This window comes from Kitasatospora sp. NPDC059817, assembly GCF_042731835.1.
Taxonomy (GTDB): Bacteria; Actinomycetota; Actinomycetes; order Streptomycetales; family Streptomycetaceae; genus Kitasatospora.
The window spans coordinates 1-23,325 of sequence record NZ_JBHWIR010000025.1; the positions used below are offsets into that span (position 1 = coordinate 1).

The 23,325-nt window shown below is 73.5% G+C and carries 28 protein-coding genes; 10 read left to right on the top strand and 18 right to left on the bottom strand.

Translation table 11 applies throughout. The features are described from left to right. Positions 1-180: 180 nt before the first annotated feature. The 3 genes from ACFV61_RS08275 to ACFV61_RS08285 form a co-directional block, all read right to left on the bottom strand. Positions 181-708 carry a histidine phosphatase family protein gene (locus tag ACFV61_RS08275; RefSeq protein ID WP_063349631.1) on the bottom strand — a complete coding sequence of 176 codons (528 nt, stop codon included), beginning with the start codon at positions 706-708 and terminating at the stop codon, positions 181-183. Positions 709-870: 162 nt separating this feature from the next. Then, the gene (locus tag ACFV61_RS08280) at positions 871-993 is read right to left on the bottom strand and encodes an SGM_5486 family transporter-associated protein (RefSeq protein ID WP_279634939.1); all 123 of its coding nucleotides are present in this window, start codon (positions 991-993) and stop codon (positions 871-873) included. A gap of 67 nt (positions 994-1,060) precedes the next feature. After that, complete coding sequence (locus tag ACFV61_RS08285; RefSeq protein ID WP_380490705.1) at positions 1,061-2,347, bottom strand: CynX/NimT family MFS transporter; 1,287 nt, start codon at positions 2,345-2,347, stop codon at positions 1,061-1,063. Positions 2,348-2,482: 135 nt separating this feature from the next. Between ACFV61_RS08285 and ACFV61_RS08290 the strand changes: the two genes are divergently transcribed. Continuing rightward, positions 2,483-3,157 (top strand): FadR/GntR family transcriptional regulator, encoded by a 675-nt coding sequence (locus tag ACFV61_RS08290; protein WP_350887659.1) that lies wholly within the window; start codon positions 2,483-2,485, stop codon positions 3,155-3,157. Between the two features lie 86 nt (positions 3,158-3,243). Here ACFV61_RS08290 and fabI read toward each other — a convergent pair whose 3' ends face one another. Together fabI and fabG are read right to left on the bottom strand one after the other, a co-directional pair. Continuing rightward, on the bottom strand, positions 3,244-4,011 hold the full coding sequence (fabI, locus tag ACFV61_RS08295; RefSeq protein WP_063349628.1) for an enoyl-ACP reductase FabI: 768 nt from the start codon (positions 4,009-4,011) through the stop codon (positions 3,244-3,246). Positions 4,012-4,013: 2 nt separating this feature from the next. After that, complete coding sequence (gene fabG, locus ACFV61_RS08300) at positions 4,014-4,733, bottom strand: 3-oxoacyl-[acyl-carrier-protein] reductase (protein ID WP_380490707.1); 720 nt, start codon at positions 4,731-4,733, stop codon at positions 4,014-4,016. Between the two features lie 315 nt (positions 4,734-5,048). Here fabG and ACFV61_RS08305 point away from each other — a divergent pair, with 315 nt between their 5' ends. The 6 genes from ACFV61_RS08305 to ACFV61_RS08330 all read left to right on the top strand — a co-directional run bounded on the left by ACFV61_RS08305 (position 5,049) and on the right by ACFV61_RS08330 (position 10,994). Continuing rightward, positions 5,049-6,194 carry an MBL fold metallo-hydrolase gene (locus ACFV61_RS08305; protein WP_063349626.1) on the top strand — a complete coding sequence of 382 codons (1,146 nt, stop codon included), beginning with the start codon at positions 5,049-5,051 and terminating at the stop codon, positions 6,192-6,194. A 127-nt stretch (positions 6,195-6,321) separates the two neighbouring features. Beyond that, a complete protein-coding gene (locus ACFV61_RS08310) occupies positions 6,322-7,923 on the top strand; it encodes a TldD/PmbA family protein (protein WP_380490709.1) in 1,602 nt (533 codons plus the stop codon). Further along, the gene (locus tag ACFV61_RS08315; protein ID WP_380490711.1) at positions 7,923-9,320 is read left to right on the top strand and encodes a metallopeptidase TldD-related protein; all 1,398 of its coding nucleotides are present in this window, start codon (positions 7,923-7,925) and stop codon (positions 9,318-9,320) included. Before ACFV61_RS08310 ends, ACFV61_RS08315 begins: the two co-directional genes overlap by 1 nt. A 32-nt stretch (positions 9,321-9,352) precedes the next feature. Further along, positions 9,353-9,901, top strand: a complete 549-nt coding sequence (locus ACFV61_RS08320) for an RNA 2'-phosphotransferase (RefSeq protein WP_380482741.1) — start codon at positions 9,353-9,355, stop codon at positions 9,899-9,901. A 183-nt stretch (positions 9,902-10,084) separates the two neighbouring features. Beyond that, positions 10,085-10,480, top strand: a complete 396-nt coding sequence (locus tag ACFV61_RS08325; RefSeq protein WP_380482678.1) for a DUF3099 domain-containing protein — start codon at positions 10,085-10,087, stop codon at positions 10,478-10,480. Between the two features lie 277 nt (positions 10,481-10,757). Next, the gene (locus tag ACFV61_RS08330; protein WP_380376486.1) at positions 10,758-10,994 is read left to right on the top strand and encodes a hypothetical protein; all 237 of its coding nucleotides are present in this window, start codon (positions 10,758-10,760) and stop codon (positions 10,992-10,994) included. A 59-nt stretch (positions 10,995-11,053) separates the two neighbouring features. Here the strand turns inward: ACFV61_RS08330 and moaA are convergent, their stop codons facing one another. The 4 genes from moaA to ACFV61_RS08350 all read right to left on the bottom strand — a co-directional run bounded on the left by moaA (position 11,054) and on the right by ACFV61_RS08350 (position 15,404). After that, positions 11,054-12,043 (bottom strand): GTP 3',8-cyclase MoaA, encoded by a 990-nt coding sequence (moaA, locus tag ACFV61_RS08335; protein ID WP_380376483.1) that lies wholly within the window; start codon positions 12,041-12,043, stop codon positions 11,054-11,056. A 92-nt stretch (positions 12,044-12,135) separates the two neighbouring features. After that, on the bottom strand, positions 12,136-13,746 hold the full coding sequence (locus tag ACFV61_RS08340; protein WP_380490714.1) for a cation acetate symporter: 1,611 nt from the start codon (positions 13,744-13,746) through the stop codon (positions 12,136-12,138). Then, entirely contained in the window at positions 13,743-14,099 is a 357-nt protein-coding gene (locus ACFV61_RS08345) for a DUF485 domain-containing protein (RefSeq protein ID WP_063349620.1), read from the bottom strand. The genes ACFV61_RS08340 and ACFV61_RS08345 overlap by 4 nt, the downstream gene beginning before the upstream one ends. A gap of 261 nt (positions 14,100-14,360) precedes the next feature. Next, a complete protein-coding gene (locus ACFV61_RS08350) occupies positions 14,361-15,404 on the bottom strand; it encodes a zinc-dependent alcohol dehydrogenase family protein (RefSeq protein ID WP_063349619.1) in 1,044 nt (347 codons plus the stop codon). Between the two features lie 158 nt (positions 15,405-15,562). Between ACFV61_RS08350 and ACFV61_RS08355 the strand changes: the two genes are divergently transcribed. Both ACFV61_RS08355 and ACFV61_RS08360 read left to right on the top strand, forming a co-directional pair. Then, positions 15,563-16,558: a DEDDh family exonuclease gene (locus tag ACFV61_RS08355; protein ID WP_380490715.1), complete on the top strand. Its 996-nt coding sequence runs from the start codon at positions 15,563-15,565 to the stop codon at positions 16,556-16,558. A gap of 31 nt (positions 16,559-16,589) precedes the next feature. Next, complete coding sequence (locus ACFV61_RS08360; RefSeq protein WP_063349618.1) at positions 16,590-17,396, top strand: SURF1 family protein; 807 nt, start codon at positions 16,590-16,592, stop codon at positions 17,394-17,396. Positions 17,397-17,443: 47 nt separating this feature from the next. Here ACFV61_RS08360 and trxA read toward each other — a convergent pair whose 3' ends face one another. Further along, entirely contained in the window at positions 17,444-17,776 is a 333-nt protein-coding gene (gene trxA, locus ACFV61_RS08365; RefSeq protein WP_063349617.1) for a thioredoxin, read from the bottom strand. 3 nt (positions 17,777-17,779) lie between these two features. Then, entirely contained in the window at positions 17,780-18,205 is a 426-nt protein-coding gene (locus ACFV61_RS08370) for a MerR family transcriptional regulator (protein ID WP_063349616.1), read from the bottom strand. Between the two features lie 178 nt (positions 18,206-18,383). Here ACFV61_RS08370 and ACFV61_RS08375 point away from each other — a divergent pair, with 178 nt between their 5' ends. Further along, positions 18,384-19,154: an SDR family oxidoreductase gene (locus ACFV61_RS08375; protein WP_063349615.1), complete on the top strand. Its 771-nt coding sequence runs from the start codon at positions 18,384-18,386 to the stop codon at positions 19,152-19,154. A 46-nt stretch (positions 19,155-19,200) separates the two neighbouring features. Here ACFV61_RS08375 and ACFV61_RS08380 read toward each other — a convergent pair whose 3' ends face one another. The 7 genes from ACFV61_RS08380 to ACFV61_RS08410 form a co-directional block, all read right to left on the bottom strand. After that, positions 19,201-19,842 carry an alkaline shock response membrane anchor protein AmaP gene (locus ACFV61_RS08380; protein WP_363369088.1) on the bottom strand — a complete coding sequence of 214 codons (642 nt, stop codon included), beginning with the start codon at positions 19,840-19,842 and terminating at the stop codon, positions 19,201-19,203. Continuing rightward, complete coding sequence (locus ACFV61_RS08385) at positions 19,839-20,447, bottom strand: DUF6286 domain-containing protein (RefSeq protein ID WP_380490717.1); 609 nt, start codon at positions 20,445-20,447, stop codon at positions 19,839-19,841. The genes ACFV61_RS08380 and ACFV61_RS08385 overlap by 4 nt, the downstream gene beginning before the upstream one ends. Beyond that, positions 20,444-20,791 carry an Asp23/Gls24 family envelope stress response protein gene (locus ACFV61_RS08390; RefSeq protein WP_363369085.1) on the bottom strand — a complete coding sequence of 116 codons (348 nt, stop codon included), beginning with the start codon at positions 20,789-20,791 and terminating at the stop codon, positions 20,444-20,446. Before ACFV61_RS08390 ends, ACFV61_RS08385 begins: the two co-directional genes overlap by 4 nt. Next, entirely contained in the window at positions 20,791-20,982 is a 192-nt protein-coding gene (locus ACFV61_RS08395; RefSeq protein ID WP_063349611.1) for a hypothetical protein, read from the bottom strand. The genes ACFV61_RS08390 and ACFV61_RS08395 overlap by 1 nt, the downstream gene beginning before the upstream one ends. 52 nt (positions 20,983-21,034) lie before the next feature. Next, positions 21,035-21,577 carry an Asp23/Gls24 family envelope stress response protein gene (locus ACFV61_RS08400; protein ID WP_244293477.1) on the bottom strand — a complete coding sequence of 181 codons (543 nt, stop codon included), beginning with the start codon at positions 21,575-21,577 and terminating at the stop codon, positions 21,035-21,037. 190 nt (positions 21,578-21,767) lie between these two features. Continuing rightward, positions 21,768-22,574 carry an enoyl-CoA hydratase/isomerase family protein gene (locus ACFV61_RS08405; RefSeq protein ID WP_380490719.1) on the bottom strand — a complete coding sequence of 269 codons (807 nt, stop codon included), beginning with the start codon at positions 22,572-22,574 and terminating at the stop codon, positions 21,768-21,770. 232 nt (positions 22,575-22,806) lie between these two features. Further along, positions 22,807-23,040 carry a helix-turn-helix domain-containing protein gene (locus ACFV61_RS08410; RefSeq protein WP_030059940.1) on the bottom strand — a complete coding sequence of 78 codons (234 nt, stop codon included), beginning with the start codon at positions 23,038-23,040 and terminating at the stop codon, positions 22,807-22,809. Positions 23,041-23,325 lie beyond the last annotated feature (285 nt).

The window sequence follows — 23,325 nt, forward strand, 5'->3', positions numbered from 1 at the left end:
GGGTGGGCGAGGCGGGGGCGGGGGCTGTGGTCCTCTGTCGAGGCTTCCGGCGCCGGCGCGGCCTGGGGGGGGCGGCCGGGCCGCCCCCCCCCCGCCCCTCGTCGTCATCGAAGCCCGGAGCCCGGAGCAACGGAGCCCGGAGCAACGGAGCCCGTACGGAACCCGGAGCTCCGTACCGGGTCAGTCCTGCGGCGTGTAGTACGAGACCAGCGCGGCCGCGCCCGGCTCGACGCCCTTCCACGAGCCGCTGAAGCTGAGCACCGCGATCGCCGCCGTCGGGAAGCCGCCGAGCCGCAGCCGCTCCAGCGCGTCCCGGTCGCCCGCGTCCCCGGCCAGCACCTGGGTCAGGCCCAGCACGCCGGGGTTGTGCCCGACCAGCACCACGTCCGCGTACTCCTCCGGGGTCTCCTGGAGGACGGCGATGATCTCGCCGGGGCTGGCCTCGTAGATCCGGTCCTCGTACACGGTCTTGCGGGCCCGCTTCGGCAGCTCGTGCGCCGCCAGCTTCCACGTCTCGCGGGTGCGCAGCGCGGTGGAGCAGAGCACGTACTCGGGGTTGATGCCGGAGTCGACCAGCCAGCGGCCGGCGTCCGGGGCCTGGTGACGGCCCCGGTCGGCCAGCGGCCGCTCGTGGTCGTCCACGCCGTTGGGCCAGTCGGCCTTGGCATGGCGGAGAACGATGATCCTGCGGGACGTGTCGGCGCTCATACCCAGCAAGCTTGGCAGAAAAGCCGCTCCGGGGCGCGATGCTCCCGGATGCCGCCACTCGCAGGGGTGGCGGGTGTCATCATCCGCCGTTCGTCCGGCCCTTCCGATAAACGGGGGGTGGCCGATGAGCGGCGGTTGTGCGCGGGGGGGGGATGGACCGGATCAGCCTATGGCGGCGGCGACGGAGGCGATGATCGCCACCAGCACCACGATGCCGGCGATCGCCAGGGCGATCTGGCCGAGCTGCTTGCGGCCGTCGGTCGGGTTGGGATCGAGAACGGGCATGTCCGGGATTCTTCCACCCCGAACACGCCCGTCGGTCACCGACCCCTCGGGGTTGGCCGGCCCTTGGTCAGGCCTTGACCTGCGCCACGGGGTGGACCGCCTCGTCCTCGATGTGCCGGGCCATCGCGGCCCGCAGGCCGAACAGCATCTGCGGCACCAGCAGCAGTGCCAGGAAGCCCAGCGGGCCGTACCACTCACCGGTCATCTGGTAGATCCGGCCGATCAGGATCGGGCCGGGGATGGAGATCAGGTAGCCGACGCCCTGGGCGAAGGCGGAGAGCTGGGCGACCCCGCCGGCGGTGCGGGCGCGCAGCCCGATCATCGTCAGCACCAGCGGGAAGGCGCAGTTGGACAGGCCCACCAGGACCGCCCAGAGCCACGACGCGCCGGCCGGGGCCAGCGCCAGCCCGGCGTACCCGGCGATGCCGCAGGCGGCCAGCACGACGACGAACAGCCGCTGGTCGCCGCGGCGGGCGGCCAGGTTGGGCAGCACGAAGGAGACCGGCACGCCGATCACCATGGTCACCGCGAGCAGCACCCCGGAGGTGCCCTTGTCGACTCCGGCGTCCTGGAAGATCTTCGGCATCCAGCCCATCACCACGTAGGCGCCGGTGGCCTGGAGGCCGAAGAAGCAGGCCATCGCCCAGGCCGTCCGGCTGCGGGTGATCGGCAGCCGGACGGCGGCCGCCCCGCCCGCCCGCTCGCCGCGCTCGCGCTTGGTCAGCAGCACCGGGAGCCAGAGCAGCAGGGCCAGCGCGGCGAGACCGGCCCAGACGCCCAGGCCGTAGCGCCAGTCGCCGCCGAGCGCGCTGGTCATCGGCACGGTGACGGCGGCGGCCAGCGCGGTGCCGGCCGACAGCGCCATCGAGTACAGGCCGATCATCGGACCGACCTTGTCCGGGAAGTAGCGCTTGATCACCACCGGGATCAGCACGTTGGAGACCGCCACGCCGGCCAGCGCGAGCGCGGTCAGCAGCAGGAACACCGCGGTGCCGCCGGCGAAGGAGCGGGAGAGCACGCCCAGGGTGATCGCGCCCATGCCGGCGGTGATCACGGCGATCGGGCCGATCCGCCGGGCCATCGAGGGCGCGGCGAAGCCGAACAGGCCGAAGCAGAGCGACGGGACGGCGGTGAGCAGCCCGGCGAGCGTCGGGTTCATCCCGAGGTCGGCGCGGACCTGGTCGAGCAGCGGTCCGAGGCTGGTGACCACGGGGCGCAGGTTGAAGGCGGCGGCGGCGATCGCGATGGCGAACAGCCAGACCAGGTGCTTGCCGGAGGAGGGCGTGGAGGGCCGCTCGGTCTGCGGCCGGGCCTCGGTTCGTGGGGAGGCGGTGGTGTCTGCTGCGGGAGGCATGGGCACCATCATAGAATGATGGGATGAATTGGCGCACCTTCGAATTGGCATGATGTGCCGACCCGCACCCCCACCGGACGCCGGCCCTCCCACCCGCCGGCCCCGTCCATCGAACCGTAGCCGCAAGGAGTACCCGTGGCGCTGTCCTCGCCGAGGCGCACCCCGCTGTCCGACCAGGTGATCGCGCAGCTGCGCGCCCAGATCACCTCCGGAGAGTGGCCCGTCGGCTCACGCATCCCCACCGAGGCCGCACTCGTCGAACAGCTCGGCGTCGCCCGCAACACCGTCCGCGAGGCCGTCCGCGCCCTCGCCCACAACGGGCTGCTCGACATCCGCCAGGGCTCCGGCACCTACGTGCTCGCCACCAGCGAGCTGGCCGGGGTCATGCACCGCCGCTTCGCCGACGCCGACCAGGCGCAGGTCGCCGAGCTGCGGGCCGCCCTGGAGACCTCCGCGGCCGGCCTCGCCGCGGCCCGCCGCACCGACCGCGACCTCGGCCTGCTGGACGCCGCACTGGGCCGCCGCGAGAGCGCCTGGCACTCCGGCGACGCCGAGGACTTCATCCAGGCCGACGCCGCGTTCCACCAGGCCGTCGTCGCCGCCGCCCACAACGACGTGCTGGCCGCCGTCTACGCCGACCTCGGCGAGGTCACCCGCGCCCACCTGCGGCACGACGTCGGCCCCGAGCTGATCGCCGAGCGCTACATCGGCCACGCCACCATCCTCGACGCCATCCGGGCCGGCGACGCCCAGCGCGCCTCCGTCGAGGCCGGCCGCGCCATCGGCGCGTGCACCCCCGCCGACGCCTGAGGCGCCCCGAAGCGTCCCGGAACGCCGGAACGCCGCTGCCCGGCACCCCCACGAGGGGTGCCGGGCAGCGGTGTGCGGCGGAGCGGTCAGGCGCCGATGGCGTGCAGACCGCCGTCGACGTGGATGATCTCGCCGGTGGTCTTCGGGAACCAGTCCGACAGCAGCGCGACGATGCCGCGGCCGGCCGGCTCCGGGTCGGTCAGGTCCCACTTCAGCGGGGAGCGGTGGTTCCAGGTGTCCGCGAGGTCGCCGAAGCCCGGGATGGACTTGGCGGCCATCGAGCCGAGCGGGCCGGCCGAGATCAGGTTGCAGCGGATGTCCCGCTCGCCCAGGTAGCGCGCCAGGTAGCGGTTGGTCGACTCCAGGGCGGCCTTGGCCGGGCCCATCCAGTCGTACTGCGGCCAGGCGAACTGCGCGTCGAAGGTGAGGCCGACGACCGAGCCGCCGTCCTGCATCAGCGGCAGCAGCGCCATGGTCAGCGACTTCAGCGAGAAGGCCGAGACGTTCATCGCGGTGGCCACGGACTCCCACGGGGTGTCCAGGAAGTTGCCGCCCAGGGCGTCCTGCGGGGCGAAGCCGATCGAGTGGACGATGCCGTCCAGGGTCGGCAGGTGCTCGCGGACCGTGTCGGCGATGCCCGCCAGCTCCTCCTCGCTGGAGACGTCCAGCGGCAGCACGGTGACCGGCTTCGGCAGCTTCTTGGCGATCCGCTCGGTCAGGCTCGGACGCGGGAACGCGGTGAGGATGATCTCCGCACCCTGCTCCTGGGCGAGCTTGGCGGCGTGGAAGGCGATGGAGGACTCCATCAGCACACCCGTGATCAGGATGCGCTTGCCCTCAAGGATTCCAGTCATGCTCAGTGACCCATGCCCAATCCGCCGTCCACGGGAATGACGGCTCCGGTGATGTACGCGGCCTCGTCCGAACCGAGGAACCGCACGGTGGACGCGACCTCGGCGGGCGACGCGTAGCGGCCCAGCGGCACGCCCGAGACGATGTCCGCGCGGCGCTCGTCGCTGAGCACAGCGGTCATGTCGGTGTCGACGAAGCCGGGGGCGACCACGTTGACGGTGATGTTGCGCGGGCCCAGCTCGCGCGCCAGCGACCGGGCGAAGCCGACCAGGCCCGCCTTGGACGCGGCGTAGTTCGACTGGCCCGGCGAGCCGGACAGGCCCACCACGGACGAGATCAGCACGACGCGGCCCGTGCGGGCGCGCATCATCAGCTTCGAGGCGCGCTTGACCACCCGGAAGGCCCCGGTCAGGTTGGTGTCCAGGACGGAGGTGAAGTCCTCCTCGGACATGCGCAGCAGCAGGGTGTCGTTGGTGATGCCCGCGTTGGCGACCAGCACCTGGACCGCGCCGTGCTTCTCCTCGATCTCGGTGAAGGCGGCGTCGACCTGCGCGGCGTCCGTGATGTCGCAGCGCACCGCGAGGACGTCGTACTTCTGCAGGGCCTCCGGCACCTCGCCCGAGCGGCTGGTGATGGCGACCTTGTCACCCGCCTCGGCGAAGGCCTGGGCGATCGCGAGGCCGATGCCCCGGTTTCCTCCGGTGACGAGAACCGAGCGGCTCAACGATCCACCTCTCTCCGTGTGTGCGGACGTACGTCGGAACGCGTACGCAGTGTGACGCTATCGGGCGGTCGGCGGTGTCGGCGCATCGGGCTCCCACAGCGCCGCACCGGAGGAACTGTCGCAATCCGACAATCCGTACCCGCAGCGCCCCGCACCTGCTCAGCCGCCCTGACCGAACCACGGCCGGAGCCCAGCCGGCGCCGCCGTACGGGAACAACACGGCCCCGCGCACCCGTTGCCCCCGTGGTGTGGGCCGACCCGGGACCGGCCGTACCGATCCCCCGAAGGGTCCCGCGAGGAACGAAGGCAGGGCGCATGACCAAGGCACGGCCCAGGAGCACCCACCGGAACGGACGGCTGCTGGCCCTGACCGCCCTCGCGGCCGGCCTGGGAGCGGCCGCCTGGTCGCTGCGCGACCTGCCGGCGGCGTTCGGCCGGCGGCCGGACGGCGAGCACGAGGAGCGGGTGCGCGACTCGCCGCAGTACCGCGACGGCGTCTTCCACAACGCCCCCTCCACCCTGGCCCGGGCCACCACCGCCCCGGACATCGACCGCGGCACCATCCGCCGGATGCTGTTCGAGCGCGAGGGCCGCGTCCCCGCCCACCCCGTGCCGACCGTCCGCCCCGCCGGCGGCCCCGGCCCGGCCGCCGAGGGCGTGGCGATCACCTGGTACGGGCACGCCTCCGCGCTGGTGGAGATCGAGGGCTCCCGGGTGCTGCTCGACCCGATCTGGAGCGAGCGCTGCTCCCCCGCCGCGCACGTCGGCCCCAAGCGGCTGCACCCCGTGCCGGTGGAACTGGAGGAGCTGCCGCAGGTCGACGCCGTGCTGATCTCGCACGACCACTACGACCACCTGGACATGGCGACGGTCAAGCGCCTGGTGCGCAGCCAGTCCGCGCCGTTCGCGGTGCCGCTGGGCATCGGCGGCCACCTGCGCCGCTGGGGCGTCCCGGAGCACCGCATCATCGAGCTGGACTGGGACGAGACCTGCACCCTCGGCGACCTGGTGCTCACCCTCACCTCGGCGCACCACTTCTCCGGCCGCGGCCTGACCCGCAACACCACCCTGTGGGGCTCCTGGGTGATCGCCGGCCCCGACCGCAAGGTCTTCTACACCGGTGACTCCGGCTACTTCGAGGGCTACGCCCGGATCGGCGACCGGCACGGCCCCTTCGACGCCGCGCTGGTGCAGATCGGCGCCTACGACGCCGCCTGGGCCGACATCCACATGACCCCCGAGGACGCCGTGCGCGCCCACCGCGACCTCCAGGCGGGCCTGCTGGTGCCGGTGCACTGGTGCACCTTCAACCTGGGCCTGCACCCGTGGGCCGAGCCGATCGAGCGGCTGCTGGCCGAGGCCAAGGCGCAGGCCGTCCCGCTGGCCGTGCCGCGCCCCGGCGAGCGGGTCGACGTGGACAACCCGCCGGAGCTGGACGGCTGGTGGGAGATCGTCGGCTGACCGACCGGCCACCACGGCGGCGCACCGGCCGAAATGCGCTGGCCGAAACCCCCTGGACCGGCCATGATGCGGTGCGGGCGCCCCTGTGTGGCGCCGCACCGCCACCCTCCGCGACCAGGGAGCACGATTGCCTCCGATCCCTCCGGCCGACAGCGTCGGCGCCCCGCACGGGCGCGCCGTCGACCCGCTGTTCCTCGCCTTCCCGCTGCGCACCCTCGCCGACGCCGCCCTCACCCGGGCCAGCGAACTCGGCGCCGCCCACGCCGACTTCCGCCTGGAACGGGTCCGCAGCGCCTCCTGGCGGCTGCGCGACGCCCGCCCGGCCGGCACCTCCGACAGCGTGCAACTCGGCTTCGCCGTCCGGGTGCTGCTGGACGGCGCCTGGGGCTTCGCCGCCGGGGTGGACCTCACCGCCGACGCGGCGGCGCGGGTCGCCGAGCAGGCCGTCGCGGTGGCCCGCCTGTCCGGCGGGATCAGCCGGGCCGCCGGCTCCGCCGAACGGGTCGAGCTGGCCGACGAGCCGGTGTACCGGGACGCCACCTGGGTCTCCTCCTACGAGGTGAACCCCTTCGAGGTGCCGGACGCGGAGAAGACCGCACTGCTCGCCGAGTGGAGTTCGCGGCTGCTGGCCGCCGAGGGCGTCTCGCACGTCCAGGCGAGCCTGCTGACCGTCCAGGAGAACAAGTTCTACGCGGACACCGCGGGCACCGTCACCACCCAGCAGCGGATCCGGCTGCACCCCACGCTGGAGGCCACCTCGGTGGACGAGCGCACCGGGGCCTTCGACTCGATGCGCACGCTGGCCCCGCCGGTCGGGCGCGGCTTCGAGTACCTCACGGGGGTCCGGGGGCCGTCCCCCGACAGCCGGGGCCTGCCCGCGACGGGCTGGGACTGGGACGCCGAACTCGCCGAACTGCCCACCCTGCTCGCCGAGAAGATGAAGGCGCCGAGCGTCCGGGCCGGCCGCTACGACCTGGTCATCGACCCGTCCAACCTCTGGCTGACCATCCACGAGTCGATCGGCCACGCCACCGAGCTGGACCGCGCCCTCGGCTACGAGGCCGCCTACGCCGGCACCTCCTTCGCCACCTTCGACCGGCTCGGCTCGCTCAGGTACGGCTCCGAACTGATGCACGTCACCGGCGACCGCACCGCCGAGCACGGCCTGTCCACGATCGGCTACGACGACGAGGGCGTCGCCACCCAGTCCTGGGACCTGGTCAAGGACGGCACCCTGGTCGGGTACCAACTCGACCGCGGCATGGCCAAGCTGAAGGGCTTCGAGCGCTCCAACGGCTGCGCCTTCGCGGACTCCCCGGCCCACGTGCCGGTGCAGCGGATGGCCAACGTCTCGCTCCAGCCCGCCGCCGACGGCCCGGACACCGAGGGCCTGTTCGCCGGGGTGGAGAACGGCCTGTACATCGTCGGCGACCGCTCCTGGTCGATCGACATGCAGCGCTACAACTTCCAGTTCACCGGCCAGCGCGCCTACGCCATCAAGAACGGCGAACTCGCCGGCCAGGTCAAGGACTTCGCCTACCAGGCGACCACCACCGACTTCTGGGGCTCGATGACGGCGGTCGGCGGCCCGCAGACCTACGTCCTCGGCGGCGCCTTCAACTGCGGCAAGGCGCAGCCCGGCCAGATCGCGGCGGTCAGCCACGGCTGCCCGTCGGCGCTGTTCCGCAACGTCAACGTGCTCAACACCCAGCAGGAGGCGGGTCACTGATGACCGCGATGCAGCCCCACGAACTGGTCGAGCTGGCACTCGGCCTCGCCCGCGCCGACGGCTGCGTGGTGATCGCCGACGAGGAGTCCACCGCCAACCTACGCTGGGCCGGCAACTCGCTGACCACCAACGGCGTCACCCGCGGCCGCCGCCTCACCGTGATCGCCACCGTGGCCGGGGCCGAGGGCACCGCCTCCGGCGTGGTCTCCCGCGAGGCCGTCACCCCGGACGAGGTGGAGGGCCTGGTCCGCGCCGCCGAGGAGGCCGCCCGCGCGGCCGGCCCGGCCGAGGACGCCCAGCCGCTGGTGGCCGACCGGCCGTCCTCCCCGGACTTCACCCGGCCGCCCGCCGAGACCTCGATCGCGGTGTTCGACGCCTTCGGCCCGGCCCTCGGCGAGGCCTTCGCCCGGGCCGCCGCACAGGGCGAACTGTTGTACGGCTTCGCCCGGCACGAGGTGGTCAGCAGCTACCTGGGCACCTCCACCGGCCTGCGACTGCGCCACGACCAGCCGACCGGCATGGTCGAGATCAACGCCAAGACCGCCGACCTGTCCGGCTCCGCGTGGGCCGGCGCCGCCACCCGGGACTTCTCCGACGTGGACGTCACCGCCCTGCACACCGAGCTGACCAAGCGCCTCGGCTGGAGCGCCCGCAAGGTGGACCTGCCGGCCGGCCGGTACGAGACGCTGCTGCCGCCCTCGGCCGTCGCCGACCTGATGCTCTGCCTCGCCTGGTCCGCCGTCGGCCGCGACGCCCACGAGGGCCGCACCGTCTTCTCCAAGCCCGGCGGCGGCACCCGGATCGGCGACAAGCTCGCCGGGCTGCCGCTCACGCTGCGCACGGACCCGGCCGAACCCGGCCTGGAGTCGGAGCCGTTCGTCCTCGCGCACTCGACCGGCGGGGACATCTCGGTCTTCGACAACGGCCTGCCGATCGACGCCACCGAGTGGATCCGCGAGGGCGTGCTGACCGACCTGGTCACCAGCCGCCACTCCGCCGGCCTCACCGGCCTGCCGCTGCGCCCGTTCGGCGACAACCTGGTGCTGGAGACGGCCGACCAGGACAGCGCGCCGACCCTGGACGAGATGATCGCCCGCACCGAGCGCGGCCTGCTGCTCACCTGCCTCTGGTACATCCGCGAGGTGGACCCGGCGACGCTGCTGCTCACCGGTCTGACCCGGGACGGCGTCTACCTGGTCGAGAACGGCGAAGTCGTCGGCGCGGTCAACAACTTCCGGTTCAACGAGTCCCCGGTGGACCTGCTGGACCGGATCACCGAGGCGGGCCGCACCGAGCGCTGCCTGCCCCGCGAGTGGAGCGACTACTTCACCCGCACCGCGATGCCACCCGTGCGTGTCGCGGACTTCAACATGAGTTCGGTCAGCCAGGCCTCATAGCCACTGACCAACGGGGGGATACGAGAGACATGATGGACGAGAAGCGGCTGGTCAAGACGAGCAAGATGCTGTCGCGCATCCTGCGGCACGAACCGGAGCGGGTGGGCGTCACGCTGGACGAGTCCGGCTGGATCCGGATCGACGTGCTCCTCACCGCCCTCGCGGCGAAGGGCAACCGGCTGACCAGGGCCGATCTGGACCACGTGGTGGCGGCCAACAACAAGCGCCGCTTCGGCTACTCCGCGGACGGTCTCTCGATCCGCGCCAACCAGGGCCACACGGTGGCGGTCGACCTCGGCCTGGCCGCCACCGTGCCGCCCCCGGTGCTCTACCACGGCACCGCCGACCGCCACCTGGCGTCGATCTTCCGGGAGGGCCTGCGCCCGATGGCCAGGCAGGACGTCCACCTGTCCGCGGACACCGAGACCGCGGTCCGGGTCGGCGCCCGGCACGGCCGCCCGGTGGTGCTCACCGTGAACGCGGCCGCGATGGCGGCGGCCGGCCACGAGTTCCGGATCAGCGACAACGGCGTCTGGCTCACCGACGCCGTCCCGCCGCAGTTCCTCTCCCGGCGGTCGTGAGGCCCCTCGCCCCGCCGTTCCGATTGCCCGTCCCGATCGGCCGTCCCGATCGGCCGGACAGTCCCTTCGCACACCCGACCGGGTGGGTCCGCCCCACCCGGTCTCGTCGTCCCCGCTGCCCAGGCGTACCGTGAGGAGGCCGCGCGGCGAGTCGCGCGGGAGCGTGGACGAGGGCGGTAGGACATGGGCAAGAGCGCCGACGGTGGACAGCAGGTCCACCGGATCACGGGAGCGCGGAGCAGCCTCACCGAGGACGTCCGCGGGCGGCAGCGCCGCTACGTGGTCTCGATGCTGCTCCGGACGGTCTGCGTGCTGCTCGCCGTGGTGCTGTGGGACGTCCAGCGGTGGCTGGCGTTCGCGGCGCTGGCCGGCGCCGTGCTGCTGCCGTACTTCGCCGTCCTGATCGCCAACGCGGGCCGGGAGCGGGCGCCGGGACTGCCGAGCACCTTCGACATCCCGCTGGACACCCCGTTGATGCTCGGCCCCGGTGGGACGGGTGGGAGGGGTGGGGCAGCTGGGGCCCCCGGTACAGGAGGGGCAAAGACCGCTGCCACCGATCCTTCACAGGGCCAGAACTGACCGTCCGTTTCGCGACGTTTCGAGAGAATCCGGCTCGAAGAAAGCTCAGAAGAAGCTCAGATTAATCATGCAAGACCTCCCCATCCGAGGCCCCTGGCGTGACATACTGCGTACGCGCTCCGCATCCCCCGTCGGAGCGACGGACCGACGCCGGGCGGCTCCCCCCGTGGCTGCCCGGCGTCGCCATGCCCGGATCCGGGCGGGCTCCCTCCGGGCCGCGCGGAGCACGTGAAACACTGGCGGTGCAGACCACCCGCCTAGCGCTGAGGACGACCCGATGGACACCCCGCAGACGCCGATCTGCTCCGCCAAGGGCTGCCGGGCGGACGCCCGTTGGGTGCTGGTGTGGAACAACCCCAAGCTGCACACCCCGGACCGCCGCAAGACCTGGCTCGCCTGCGACGAGCACCGTGAGCACCTGTCCCAGTTCCTCGGCGTGCGCGGCTTCCTCAAGGAGGTCGTCGCCTTCGCCGACTGGACCCCGGACCCGTCCGAGTCGTCCGAGACGCCCTGACCGCCCGAGACACCCTGACCGCCCGGGGCGCTCCGACCTCCCACGCCGTCCGAGGCCCGCTAGCCGCCGATCGCCGACATCGGTCGCTCGGGCTGGTGGAACTCCGGGTCGTCGATCCCGGCCCCGGCCTTCTTGCCCCACATCGCCGCCCGCCACAGCGCGCCCAGCTCGGCGTCGTCCGCGCCCGAGCGCAGGGCGGTGCGCAGGTCCGTCTCCCCGGTCGCGAACAGGCAGTTGCGCACCTGCCCGTCGGCGGTCAGCCTGGTCCGGTCGCAGGCCCGGCAGAACGGGCGGGTGACGGAGGCGATCACGCCCACCTGGGCCGGGCCGCCGTCCACCAGCCAGCGTTCGGCGGGCGCCGCGCCCCGGCGGGCGGACGGCTCCGGGGTGAGCGCGAACCGCGCGCCGAGCAGGTCGAGGATCTCCTCGGCGGTGACCATCGCGGAGCGGTCCCAGCCGTGCTGGGCGTCCAGCGGCATCTGCTCGATGAAGCGCAGCTCGTAGCCGTGCTCCAGGCACCAGGCCAGCAGGTCGGGCGCCTCGTGGTCGTTGACCCCGCGCATCAGCACCGCGTTCAGCTTGACCGGCGTCAGCCCGGCGGCCTCGGCGGCGGCCAGCCCGGCCAGCACGTCCTGGTGGCGGTGGCGGCGGGTGAGGGTGTGGAACACCTCGGGGTCGAGGGTGTCCAGCGAGACGTTGACCCGGTCGAGCCCGGCCTCGCGCAGCGCCGTCGCGGTACGGGCCAGCCCGATGCCGTTGGTGGTGAGGGACAGCTCGGGGCGCGGCTCCAGCTCCGAGCAGGCGGCGACGATGGCGACCAGGCCGGGGCGCAGCAGCGGCTCGCCGCCGGTGAAGCGGACCTCCCGGACGCCCAGGTCGCGCACCGCGAGGGTGACCAGCCGGACGATCTCCTCGTCGGTCAGCAGCTCGGGCTTGGCCAGCCAGCGCAGGCCCTCTTCCGGCATGCAGTAGGTGCAGCGGAGGTTGCACCGGTCGGTGAGGGATACCCGCAGGTCGACGGCCTGGCGTCCGAAGGTGTCGAGCAGCACGTGCGTCCCTTCCCGAGAATGCGGCCGGCCCGGCCACCGTCACGGCGGGCCGGGCCAGCATAGTCATCGCCGGTCGGTCGGTGGGCGCCCGGTCAGTGGGCGCCCAGCCCGGTCAGCGCCCGAACCTCCAGTTCAGCGTACTTCGCCGGGTCGGGTCGGTCCTTGGACAGCAGGGTGGCGATCCACCCGGCCAGGAAGCCGATCGGGATGGAGACCAGGCCCGGGTTCTCCAGCGGGAACCAGTGGAAGTCGGTGTCCGGGAACAGCGAGGTCTTCGCGCCGGAGACCACCGGGGAGAAGACCACCAGCACCACCGAGCTGATCAGGCCGGCGTAGACCGAGCTGACCGCGCCGGAGGTGGTGAAGCGCTTCCAGAACAGCGAGTAGAGCAGGGTCGGCAGGTTCGCCGAGGCGGCCACCGCGAAGGCCAGGGCGACCAGGGCGGCGGTGTTGAGCTTGCCCGCGAAGAGGCTGAGCACGATGGCCACCGCGCCGATCGCGACGGCGGCCCACTTCGCCGAGAGCACCTCCTGCTTCTCGGTGGCCTTGCCGCGCCGGATCACGTTGGCGTACAGGTCGTGCGCGAAGGAGGCGGAGGACGCCAGGGTGAGTCCGGCGACCACGGCCAGGATGGTGGCGAAGGCGACGGCGGAGATCACCGCGAGCAGGATCGCGCCGCCGGTGGTGCCGGAGCCTCCGCCGAGCACCTCGGCCAGCTGCGGGGCCGCCGTGTTGCCGGAGGCGTTGGCCGCCTTGATCGCCTTGGGGCCGACCAGCGCCGCCGCGCCGAAGCCGAGCGCCAGGGTCATCAGGTAGAAGACGCCGATGATGCCGATCGCCCAGAGCACCGACTTCCGGGCCGCCTTGGCGGTGGGCACGGTGTAGAAGCGGACCAGGATGTGCGGCAGGCCGGCGGTGCCGAGCACCAGCGCGATCCCGAGGCTGATGAAGTCGAGTTTGCTGGTGTCGCTGGCCCCGTACTTCAGTCCCGGTTCGAGGAAGGCCGCGCCCTTGCCGCTCGCGCTGGCGGCGGCGCCGAGCAGTTCCGAGGGGTTGAAGTGGTACTTGGCGAGCACCAGGACGGTCATCAGCGCGGCGCCGGCGATCAGCAGCACGGCCTTGACGATCTGCACCCAGGTGGTGCCCTTCATGCCCCCTATCACCACGTAGACGACCATCAGCGCGCCGACCGCGACGATGGTCCAGCGCTTGGCGGCGTCCCCGTTGACCCCGAGCAGCAGGGCGACCAGCGTCCCGGCGCCGACCATCTGGGCGAGCAGGTAGAAGATCGACACCACGATGGTGGAGACGCCCGCCGCGGTGCGCACCGGGCGCTGGCGCATCCGGAACGCGAGGACGTCCGCCATGGTGAAGCGGCCGGAGTTGCGCAGCGGTTCGGCGATCAGCAGCAGCGCGACCAGCCAGGCGACCAGGAAGCCGATCGAGTAGAGGAAGCCGTCGTAGCCGGAGAGCGCGATGGCGCCGGCGATGCCGAGGAAGGACGCGGCGGACATGTAGTCGCCGGAGATGGCCAGGCCGTTCTGGAATCCGGTGAAGCCGCGGCCGCCGGCGTAGAAGTCGGCCGCGTCCTTGGTCTGCCGCCCGGCCCAGACGGTGATCGCGAGGGTGGCCAGCACGAACAACCCGAAGAGGGTCATCGTGATGCCGCGGTGCTCCGTGGCGGAGCTGGCGAGCAGGGTCATTCGGCGGACTCCCGGGGAGCGTGGACGACGGCGCCGTGGGCCTCGCGGATCGCGGCGGCGGTCGGGTCGATCCGCCGGTCGGCGTAGCGGGCGTACCAGGCGGCGATGGCGAAGGTGGTGACGAACTGCAGCAGCCCCAGCACCAGGGCCACGTTGATGTGCCCGACGACCTTGGCGCCCATCAGGCCGGGCGCATAGCAGGAGAGCAGCACGTAGAGCAGGTACCAGAGCACGAAGCCGATGGTGACCGGGAAGGCGAAGCTCCGGAACGAGCGCCTCAGGGTACGGAACTCCTCGCTCTCATCGATGAGTTGGACTTCCGTAGGGGTAGTGGTGATCGGCGGCGAATCCACTCTGTCTCTCCTCACTCCTTCGGCGTAGCGGTCGCACACGGGGAACGATCGGACGTGAGGGGCGTCACAATCCGTGTGCGCGCCGCGCAATGCTAGGAGCGTCGCGCCCGCCCCGAAAGGGGTTGACCGCGATCAGCCAGCCGTTCACCCTCTCGCGCTATCCAATTGGCCGAAAACCACCACTCGCGCCACTTCACAACACCGCCGCCACATGCCGAAGGGGCGGCACCGTCCAGCAGTGCCGCCCCTTCTGACGCATCGTCAGAAAGTGATCCGGACCTTCAGCGCCGAGCGGTCGTCCATCGCCCGGTACCCGTCCGGGACACCGTCCAGGCCCACCGTCCGGTCGAACACCAGACCCGGCTCGATGGCCCCGGAGAGGACGTCCGGCAGCAGGTCGGGGATGTAGGCGCGGGCCGGGGCGACGCCGCCGTTGAGCGAAACGTTTCGGCCGAACATCTGACCGATGTCGACGCCCGCACTGCCGCCGTGCGGAACGCCGACGTAGCCCACCGCGCCGCCGTCCCGGGCGATCGAGACGGCCGTACGCATCGACTCCTCGGTCCCGACCGCCTCCAGGACCGCGTGCGCACCCTGGCCGCCGGTCAGCTCCTTCACCGCCTCGATCGCGGCCTCGCCGCGCTCGGCCACCACGTCGGTCGCGCCGAAGCGCCGGGCCAGGTCGGTGCGGGCGGTGTGCCGGCCCAGCGCGATGATGCGGTCCGCGCCCAGCCGGTGCGCCGCCAGCACGCCGCACAGGCCCACCGCGCCGTCGCCGACCACGGCGACCGTCACGCCCGGGCGCACCCGGGCCGACACGGCGGCGTGGTGCCCGGTGGCCATCACGTCGGACAGCGCCAGCAGTCCCGGCAGCAGCTTCTCGTCGCCCGCGGCCTCCTTCGGCAGCTTCACCAGCGTGCCGTCCGCGAACGGCACCCGCACCGCCTCGCCCTGGCCGCCGTCGGAGCCGACCTCGCCCCAGAACCCGCCGTGCGGGCAGGAGGTCTGCAGGCCCTCCCGGCAGAAGTCGCAGCTGCCGTCCGACCAGACGAACGGCGCCACCACCAGGTCGCCGGGCGCGAAGCCGCGCACCTCGGCGCCCGCCTCCTCGACCACGCCCAGGAACTCGTGCCCGATCCGCTGCCCGGCCACCCGCTGGGCCACCCCGCGGTACGCCCACAGGTCGCTGCCGCAGATGCAGGCGTTCACCACCCGCACCACGACGTCCGTCGGGTGCTGGATCACCGGGTCCGGGACCTCTTCGATCCGGATGTCATTGGGGCCGTGGATCACGGTGGCGCGCATGGGAGTTCGTCCTTACGGAGTCGGCCGTCGGGGGGTGTCGGCAGCCGGTTGACGGCGTCGACCGGCTAGGCGACGCCTATGCGGAATACTCTATTCCGGTCGCTCGGCCGGAACATTTCGACCGGACGCGGGCCCGACGGCGCTTATCCTGTTGGACCATGCACCCGATCCAGCCCGAGACGTACGGCGCGCCGCGGACCGTCCAGGTCCCCGCCCAGCGCACCGCCGCCCCCGCCGAGGGCTTCGCGGTGGTCGACGTCGAGACCACCGGCCTCGGCCGCTCGGACCGCGTCATCTCGGCGGGCGTCTACCAGCTGGACCCGGACGGCGAGGTCACCGACCACTGGTACACCCTGGTCAACCCCCAGCGGGACCCGGGCCCGGTCTGGATCCACGGCCTCACGTCGGAGCTGCTCTCGGGCGCCCCGACCTTCCCACAGATCGCCGACGAATTCGCCGACCGGCTGAACGGCCGGGTCCTGGTCGCCCACAACGCGCTCTTCGACTGGAACATGATCTCGCGCGAGTTCTCCCGGGCCGGCCTGCGCGCCCCGGTCGAGCAGCGGATCTGCACCATGGTGCTCTCCCGCGACCTGCGGCTGCCGCTGCCCAACGGCAAGCTGTCCTCGCTCGCCGCCCACTTCGGCGTCCGCCAGCAGCACGCCCACAACGCCCTGGACGACGCCCGGGTGCTCGCCGAGGCGTTCCGCCCCAGCCTGCACCTGGCCCGCCAGGGCGGCGTCCCGCTGCCGGTGCAGGCCTGCGTGGCCGTCACCGACCTCGGCGAGGACGAGCCCGCCACCCCCGGCTGCGCCTCCTGGACCGGCGCCGCCTACCGCCAGGCCAAGAAGCGCCCGCCCTGCCCGTACCCCAACCCGGGACGCTGGGAGGACGGCAAGCCGCTGGTGCAGGGCATGCGGGTGGCCTTCACCGGCGACACCGCCACCGACCGGGAGCTGCTGGAGGACCGCGCCGCCGAGGCCGGCCTGCACATCGCCACCTCGGTGAGCCGGCTCACCAGCCTGCTGGTCACCAACGAGCCGGGCAGCTGGAGCGGCAAGGCCCGCCGGGCCCGCGAGGTCGGCACGCCGGTGGTCGGCGAGGACGCCTTCCTCCAACTGCTCCGCGAGGTCGCCCCGCACCCCGGTGCGTGAGCCGGATGTGAAGTCGGCGTACCGTGCCCATGTGTACCGTTTTCTGCTGACCCGCCAGTGGCTGATCACCATGCTGATCGCGCTGCTGCTGATCCCCGCGACGATCGAGCTGGGCTTCTGGCAGCTGCACCGCCACGAGTCGCGGGTGGCCCGGAACGACCTGATCGGCAAGGCCCTCACCGTCGCCCCCGTGCCGTTCGACACGGTGTCGTCGGCCCCCGGCTTCGCGGTGCCCAAGGACCTCATCTGGCACCCGGTGACGGCCACCGGGCAGTACGACACGGCGCACGAGTTCGTCGTCCGCAAGCGGACCGACTCCAGCGGGGACACGATCGGCTACTTCGTCATCACCCCGCTCAAGCTCTCCGACGGCAGGGGCAGCATCCTGGTCAACCGCGGCTGGGTGGCCGGCGACGGCGGCGCCACCGCCTACCCGACCGTCCCGGCCGCCCCGACCGGCGAGGTCTCCCTCACCGGTCGGATGCGCGCCGACGAGACCACGGGCAGCAGCGGCATCAAGGACCGCGCCGGCCTGCCCGACCGGCAGTTCAACCTGATCAACACCGAGCAGCAGGCCAAGGAGACCGGCGTCACCACCGTGCTCGGCGGCTACCTGGAGCTCACCGCCACCACCCCGGCCCCCGCCGACCAGCCCGAGCTGATCCCCGAGCCCAACCACTCCGACATCGGCCCGCACATGGCGTACGCGATCCAGTGGTGGCTGTTCACCGCGATGATCCCGGTCGGGGTCGGGGTGCTGGCCCGCCGCGAGGCCAAGGACCGGGCCAAGCAGGCCGCCGAGGCCGAGGTGCCGGTCGAGGCCGTACCGGCGGCCTGAGGCCCCGGCCCGAGGCCCCTGCCCGAGGGAACGCCCCGGAGAACCGCCTACAGCACGTCCTCCAGCTCGCGCAGCAGCCGCGCCTTGGCCCGGGCGCCGACCACCGAACGCACCGGCTCGCCGCCGCGGAACACCATCAGCGTCGGCATCGACAGCACCCCGTACGCCGCCTGGGTGCGCGGATTGCGGTCCACGTCCACGCTGACCACCCGCAGCCGGTGCGCCTCCTCACGGGCGACGTCCGCCAGCACCGGCGCCATCATCCGGCACGGCGGGCACCAGTCCGCCGTGAAGTCCACCAGCACCGGCCCTTCGGCCGCCAGCACCTCCGCGGCGAACGTGTCGTCCGTCACCGCGGGCACCCCTGGGATCTGCACCATCGTCTACTCCTTCGCCCATTCGTTCGCCAGTTCACAGCGCGGCGGCTGTCCGGAGGGCTCGGCCGCCAGCCCGTCCCGGGCCCGTACCGCCCGGTCGAACTGCCCGGCCACCTGGGCCCGGACGTCCTGCAGCCGGGCGATGCACTCGTCCAGTTCGGCGAGCTTGCGCCGGTACACCTCCAGCGAGGCCGGGCAGGAGTCGCCCTCGGGGTGGCCCGCCTGGAGGCACTCCACGAACGGGCGGGTCTCCTCCAGGCCGAACCCGAAGTCCTGCAGCGTCCGGATCTGCCGCAGCAGCCGCAGGTCCTCCTCGTCGTACGCCCGGTAGCCGTTGCCCGCCCGGCGGGCCGGCAGCAGGCCGAGCTGCTCGTAGTACCGCAGCGCTCGGGTGGTCGTCCCCGCCCGCTCCGCCAGCTCCCCGATCCGCATCCCCGCACCCGCTCTCCCGGCCCGCCTCCGCACGCCGCCGGGACCGACGGTAGACCTTGACCCGGACGTCAACGCCAGCCCGTACACCGCCCGCCCTCCACCCCCCCCCGGCGCCACGTCACCCCGCCCCAGCCCCCGGCCCTCCCCCTCGCGCCCGCCACCCGGCAGGATGGGCCCCATGGATCTTGGACTGAAGGACAAGGTGTACGTGGCCACCGGCGCCACCCGGGGCCTCGGCTTCGCCGCCGCCCGGGAGCTGGCCGCCGACGGAGCACGGGTGCTGGTCAGCGGGCGCGGCAAGGAGTCCGTGGCCGCCGCCGTCGCCGAGCTGGACGCCATCGGCGGCGCCGGGACGGCCCACGGCCTGGCCGCCGACAACGCCGACCCGGCGACCGCCGAACGGCTGATCGCCGAGGCGACCGGGCACTTCGGCCGGCTCGACGGCGTGCTGATCAGCGTCGGCGGCCCCCAGGCCGGCCCGGTGGCCACCGCCCCCGAGGAGGCCTGGCGCGACGCGTTCGAGTCGGTCTTCCTCGGCGCGCTGCGGCTCGCCCGCGCCGCCGCCGCAGCCCTCGGCGAGGGCGGCGTGATCGGCTTCGTGCTCTCCGGCTCGGTGCGCCAGCCGATCCCCGGCCTGGGCATCTCCAACGGCCTGCGCCCGGGGCTGGCGATGGCCGCCAAGTCCCTCGCCGACGAGCTCGGCCCGCGCGGCATCCGGGTGGTGGGGCTGCTCCCGGCCCGGATCGACACCGACCGGGTGCGCGAGCTGGACTCCCTGGGCGGCGACCCGGACGCCGCCCGCGCCCAGGCCGCCGCGACCATCCCGCTCGGCCGCTACGGCACCCCGGAGGAGTTCGGCAAGGTCGCGGCCTTCCTGCTCTCCCCCGCCGCCTCCTACCTGACCGGTGTGATGATCCCCGTCGACGGCGGCGCCCTGCGGCCCCTCTAGGTGTACTGACCACGGGGGCGGGCGCCCGGCTCCACCCGCCCCCGGTTCACTCCACCCGCGGGGGTCTGCGCCGCCCGCGGCGCCGTCGCGACTCGGGCCGGGCGGCCTGGAGGATCCGGATCCGCAGGTCGGCGGGGAGTTCCGGGAGACCCAGGCTGGTCCGGGCGTCGGTTCGCGGGCCGGTGTCGAAGTGCTCCACCAGGGCCGCCGGATCGCCGCCGGGGGTGAGCCGGACGGCGCCCCGCAGCCGCGGGTGCCCGGGTGCGCGCACCAGGCGTACGCCCGCGCGCTCGACTTCGGGGAGCGTGGCCGTCCCGGTCTCCAGCGCCTCTTCCAGCGCCCGGGTGCGGACCCGCAGCCGGAGTCCGGTGGCGCCGGGCGTCGGCACGACGAGGCCGGCCGGGCCGCTGCGCCGCAGCTGCGCCACCAGCCACCAGGCGGTGCCCGCGACCACCACGGCCAGCCCGCCGATGACGGTGGGCCACCACCAGGCCGAATCCGCCCAGCGGGTGCGCGAGCGGGCACTGAGCACCGGCTGGTCCGGGGAGGTGAGCGGCCACCAGCCCGGCGGGTCGGCGCCGAGCCGCCGGTACAGGTCGAGCCCGCCGGCCAGCACCAGCACGCCGGCGGCCAGCAGCACCGCCCCGACCACGCCCAGCAGCACCCGGTTGACGGCCGTCCGCCTCATCCCGCCGCCCCCACCCCGGGCCCCGCCCCGGGCGCCGCCCGCACGTCCAGGCGCAGCGGCCGGGCCAGCGTCACCCGTGCCAGCTCGTCGCGCAGTTGGCGCTGGACCGACACCGGGTCCGCCGCCCCGATGAGGGTGACCCGGACGCGCCGGCGGCTGATCCGGATCCGCAGCTGGTCGATGCCCTGGAGTCCGGCGGCGCGGTCGGCGAGCAGGTGCCCGATGCCGGCCCGGTCGATGACGGCGCCGGTGTCGCCGTGCCGGCGCAGCGGGAGCCAGCGGCCGAGACCGGGGGCGAGGGCCAGCCAGAGCAGCACCCCGCCGAGGAGGACGGCGGCGCCGGCACCCACCAGCGCCCACAGGTAGTCGAGGTGACGGGTGGCCAGTTCGTCGGCGATCCGGGCGCGCCACCGGCGGGTCGGGTACCCGGCGCGGACGGCGATCACGTCGTACAGCAGCGCGCCCGCGAGCACCAGCAGCACGGTGGCGACGAGCGCCGCGACGACGGCTCGCGGCGCCCGCGGCCGCCGTACCTTCTCCGGCGGGGGCCCGTCCCCGGCCGCCGTCGCCTCCTCGCCGGGCACCGGTTCGCCCCCCGCACTCATGACACTCCCCCGGTCACCAGCCGCTCCACGACGACGACCACCTCGGACACCCTGGTCCCGGTGAACCCGGCGACCTGCGCGGCGACGCGTTCGCGGACGGCCCGGGCGAGCGCCGCGAGGTCGGCGGGGAAGGGCAGTGCGACGGCGACCCGGACGGTCACGGTGCTGCCGGGCGTGGCCACCGAGACGGCGGGCGGTGCGCCCTTGGCGGTGCGGCCGGTCCACGCGTCGGCGAGGGCCTCGCGGGCGGCCCGGGCCGCGATGCGGGCGTAGACGCGGTCGGCGATCCGGAGTCGGCCCCGGGCGGCGGGTTCGCGGCGGGCACTGGTGGTGGGAGCCGCCATCAACGGCGCCGGTCGCGGCCGCGGAGCAGGTCGCCGAGGTCGCCCAGCTCGATGTCGCCCTCCAGCAGGCGGCCGGCCACGAAGCCGACCAGCCCGAGCGCGGCGACCAGCAGGAACGCCGCGAAGCCGCCGAAGTACCCGGCGAAGCCGAGGGCCATGCCCACCACCAGGCCGACGATGGCCAGGTTCATCCGCTACTCCTCGTCCTCGCTGCCGCCCGCCGCCGGGCGCTTCGTGGGCTCGCTACTTGAGCTTGGGCCGCTGCCCCGCGACGACCGTCTCCTCTTCCTCCTCCTCGACGTCGGGCTCGTCGGGGAGGTGGACGTCGTTGACCGCGATGTTGACCTCGACGACTTCCAGGCCGGTCATCCGCTCGACCGCGTCGATGATGTTCTCCCGTACCTGGCGGGCGAGTTCGGGGATGACCACGCCGTACTCGACGACCAGGGCGATGTCGATGGCGGTCTGCTTCTCGCCGACCTCGGCCTTGATGCCGCGCCCGACGCCGGACTTGCCGCCCGGCACCCGGTCGCGCATCGCGCCGAAGGTGCGGGCGAGGCCGGAGCCGAGGGCGTGGATGCCGTTGACCTCGCGGGCGGCCATCCCGGCGATCTTCTCGACCACGCCGACGGCCAGCGCCGTGCGGCCGCGCTCGCCGGTCGGCTTGCCGGCGTCGGTCGCGGCGGAGGCGGCGGACGGCGAGGACGGCGCGTGGACGGCGGAGCCGGCGGCCGCGACGTGGCCGGGGTTCTTGTGCATGGTGGCGGGGGTCGGAGTGTCAGGCATGGGGGCGCATCTCCCGTCGTACGGCTCCAGCTATATCGCAAATCCCCATAACTCTGGCATTTCGCCACGTTCCGCGCCCGCCGGGGAGGGCCGCCGGGACACCACCGGGACGCTTCCGGGAACGTCGAGGGCCCGGCCCGGGGAGCACACCCCGGGCCGGGCCCGTTCACACGACGCAGCCGGACAGGTCCTAGTCGCCGATCCCGGCGAGGTCCCGCAGGCGGCGGGCCTGCGCCGCCCGTTCGGCCGAGCGCTGCTCGTCGAAGGAGCGGCCGGCGGCGCCCTGGAGCAGGGCCTTGGTCTCGATGACGGCGTTGCGCGGCGCGGCCAGCAGGGCGGCGGCGAGGTCGCGGGCGGCGGCGTCCAGTTCCGCACCGGGAACGGCCAGGTTGGCCAGCCCGATGGCGGCGGCCTCCTCGGCGCCGACCCAGCGGCCGGTGGCGCAGATCTCCAGCGCCCGGGCGTAGCCGACGAGTTCGGTGAGCGGCTTGGTGCCGGCCAGGTCGGGGACGAGGCCGAGCGAGGTCTCCTTCATGGCGAACTGGACGTCGTCGGCGACGACGCGCAGATCGCAGCCGAGGGCGAGCTGGAAGCCGGCGCCGACGGCATGGCCCTGGACGGCGGCGATGGAGACCAGGTCGGGGCGGCGCCACCAGGTGAAGGCCTGCTGGTAGGAGGCGATGGTGTCGTCGAGCTCCTGGTCGGGGGCGCCGGCGAGCTGGAGGAAGGTGGGCTCGCCGGGGATGCCCTCGGGGGTGAACATGGCCCGGTCCAGGCCCGCCGAGAAGGAGACGCCCTCCGCGCGCAGCAGGACCACCCGGACGCCGCCGGGCAGGTCGCGGCCGGCGGCGGCGAGGGCGCGCCACAGGGCGGGCGACTGGGCGTTGCGCCGCTTGGGCTGACACAGGGTGACGACGGCGAGCTCACCGTCGATCTCCAGGCGGACGTCGTCCTGCTCCCAGCTCGGGGCCTGCGGGTCGGTGGCGGGGGCGGTCATGCGGGGACCTCCGGTGGCGAGGGGCTTGGCTACCGGAGAGTAACAAACCTGGGCGCGCGGCGGCAGGGCGCCGGCCCGGAAAGATCGACGGAAGGGGGGCGCCCGGGGGCGGACGACACCCCGGACATGACGATCGGCGGCCGGTCCACTCGACCCGAGGGCGGACGATCGGTTCTCGTCTCCCCGGTCGGCGCCCTGCCGCCGCGCCATTCAGCCATGAGCCGACGGACCGTCAGGAACCGGCCCCGGCGGTCGCCTTGTTCTTGCCACGCGTGGCACCACCGCGGCCCCGGAGAATGACTCCGGACTCGCTCAGCATCCGGTGCACAAAGCCGTACGAACGACCGGTCTCCTCCGCGAGAGCGCGAATGCTCGCCCCGGAGTCGTACTTCTTCTTGAGATCGGCCGCGAGCTTCTCACGCGCGGCACCGGTTACCCGGCTGCCCTTTTTCAGAGTCTCGGCCACCCGTGCCTCCTCGTAGCGTTGCTCGGTCAGATTCCCATGATCACCCATCCACCGCGTCCTGGCCACCCATTCGGCAAGGTCGATGTCGGGAATGCGTGGTCCTGCGGTGGTGATCCGAGCGCATCAGGGCGCTCACGTAGAGTGCGCGCCCCCAGGCGGATTCCGCCGTCCGCCGAGAAAGGGCTGATCAGCAGTGTCGGCGCGGCGCCCGGGGCGGTGGCGGGGGGGCCGGGCTGCGCGAACCCTCATGCAGCCGGCAGGCAAGCCCCCCCCGCCCGGAGTGTG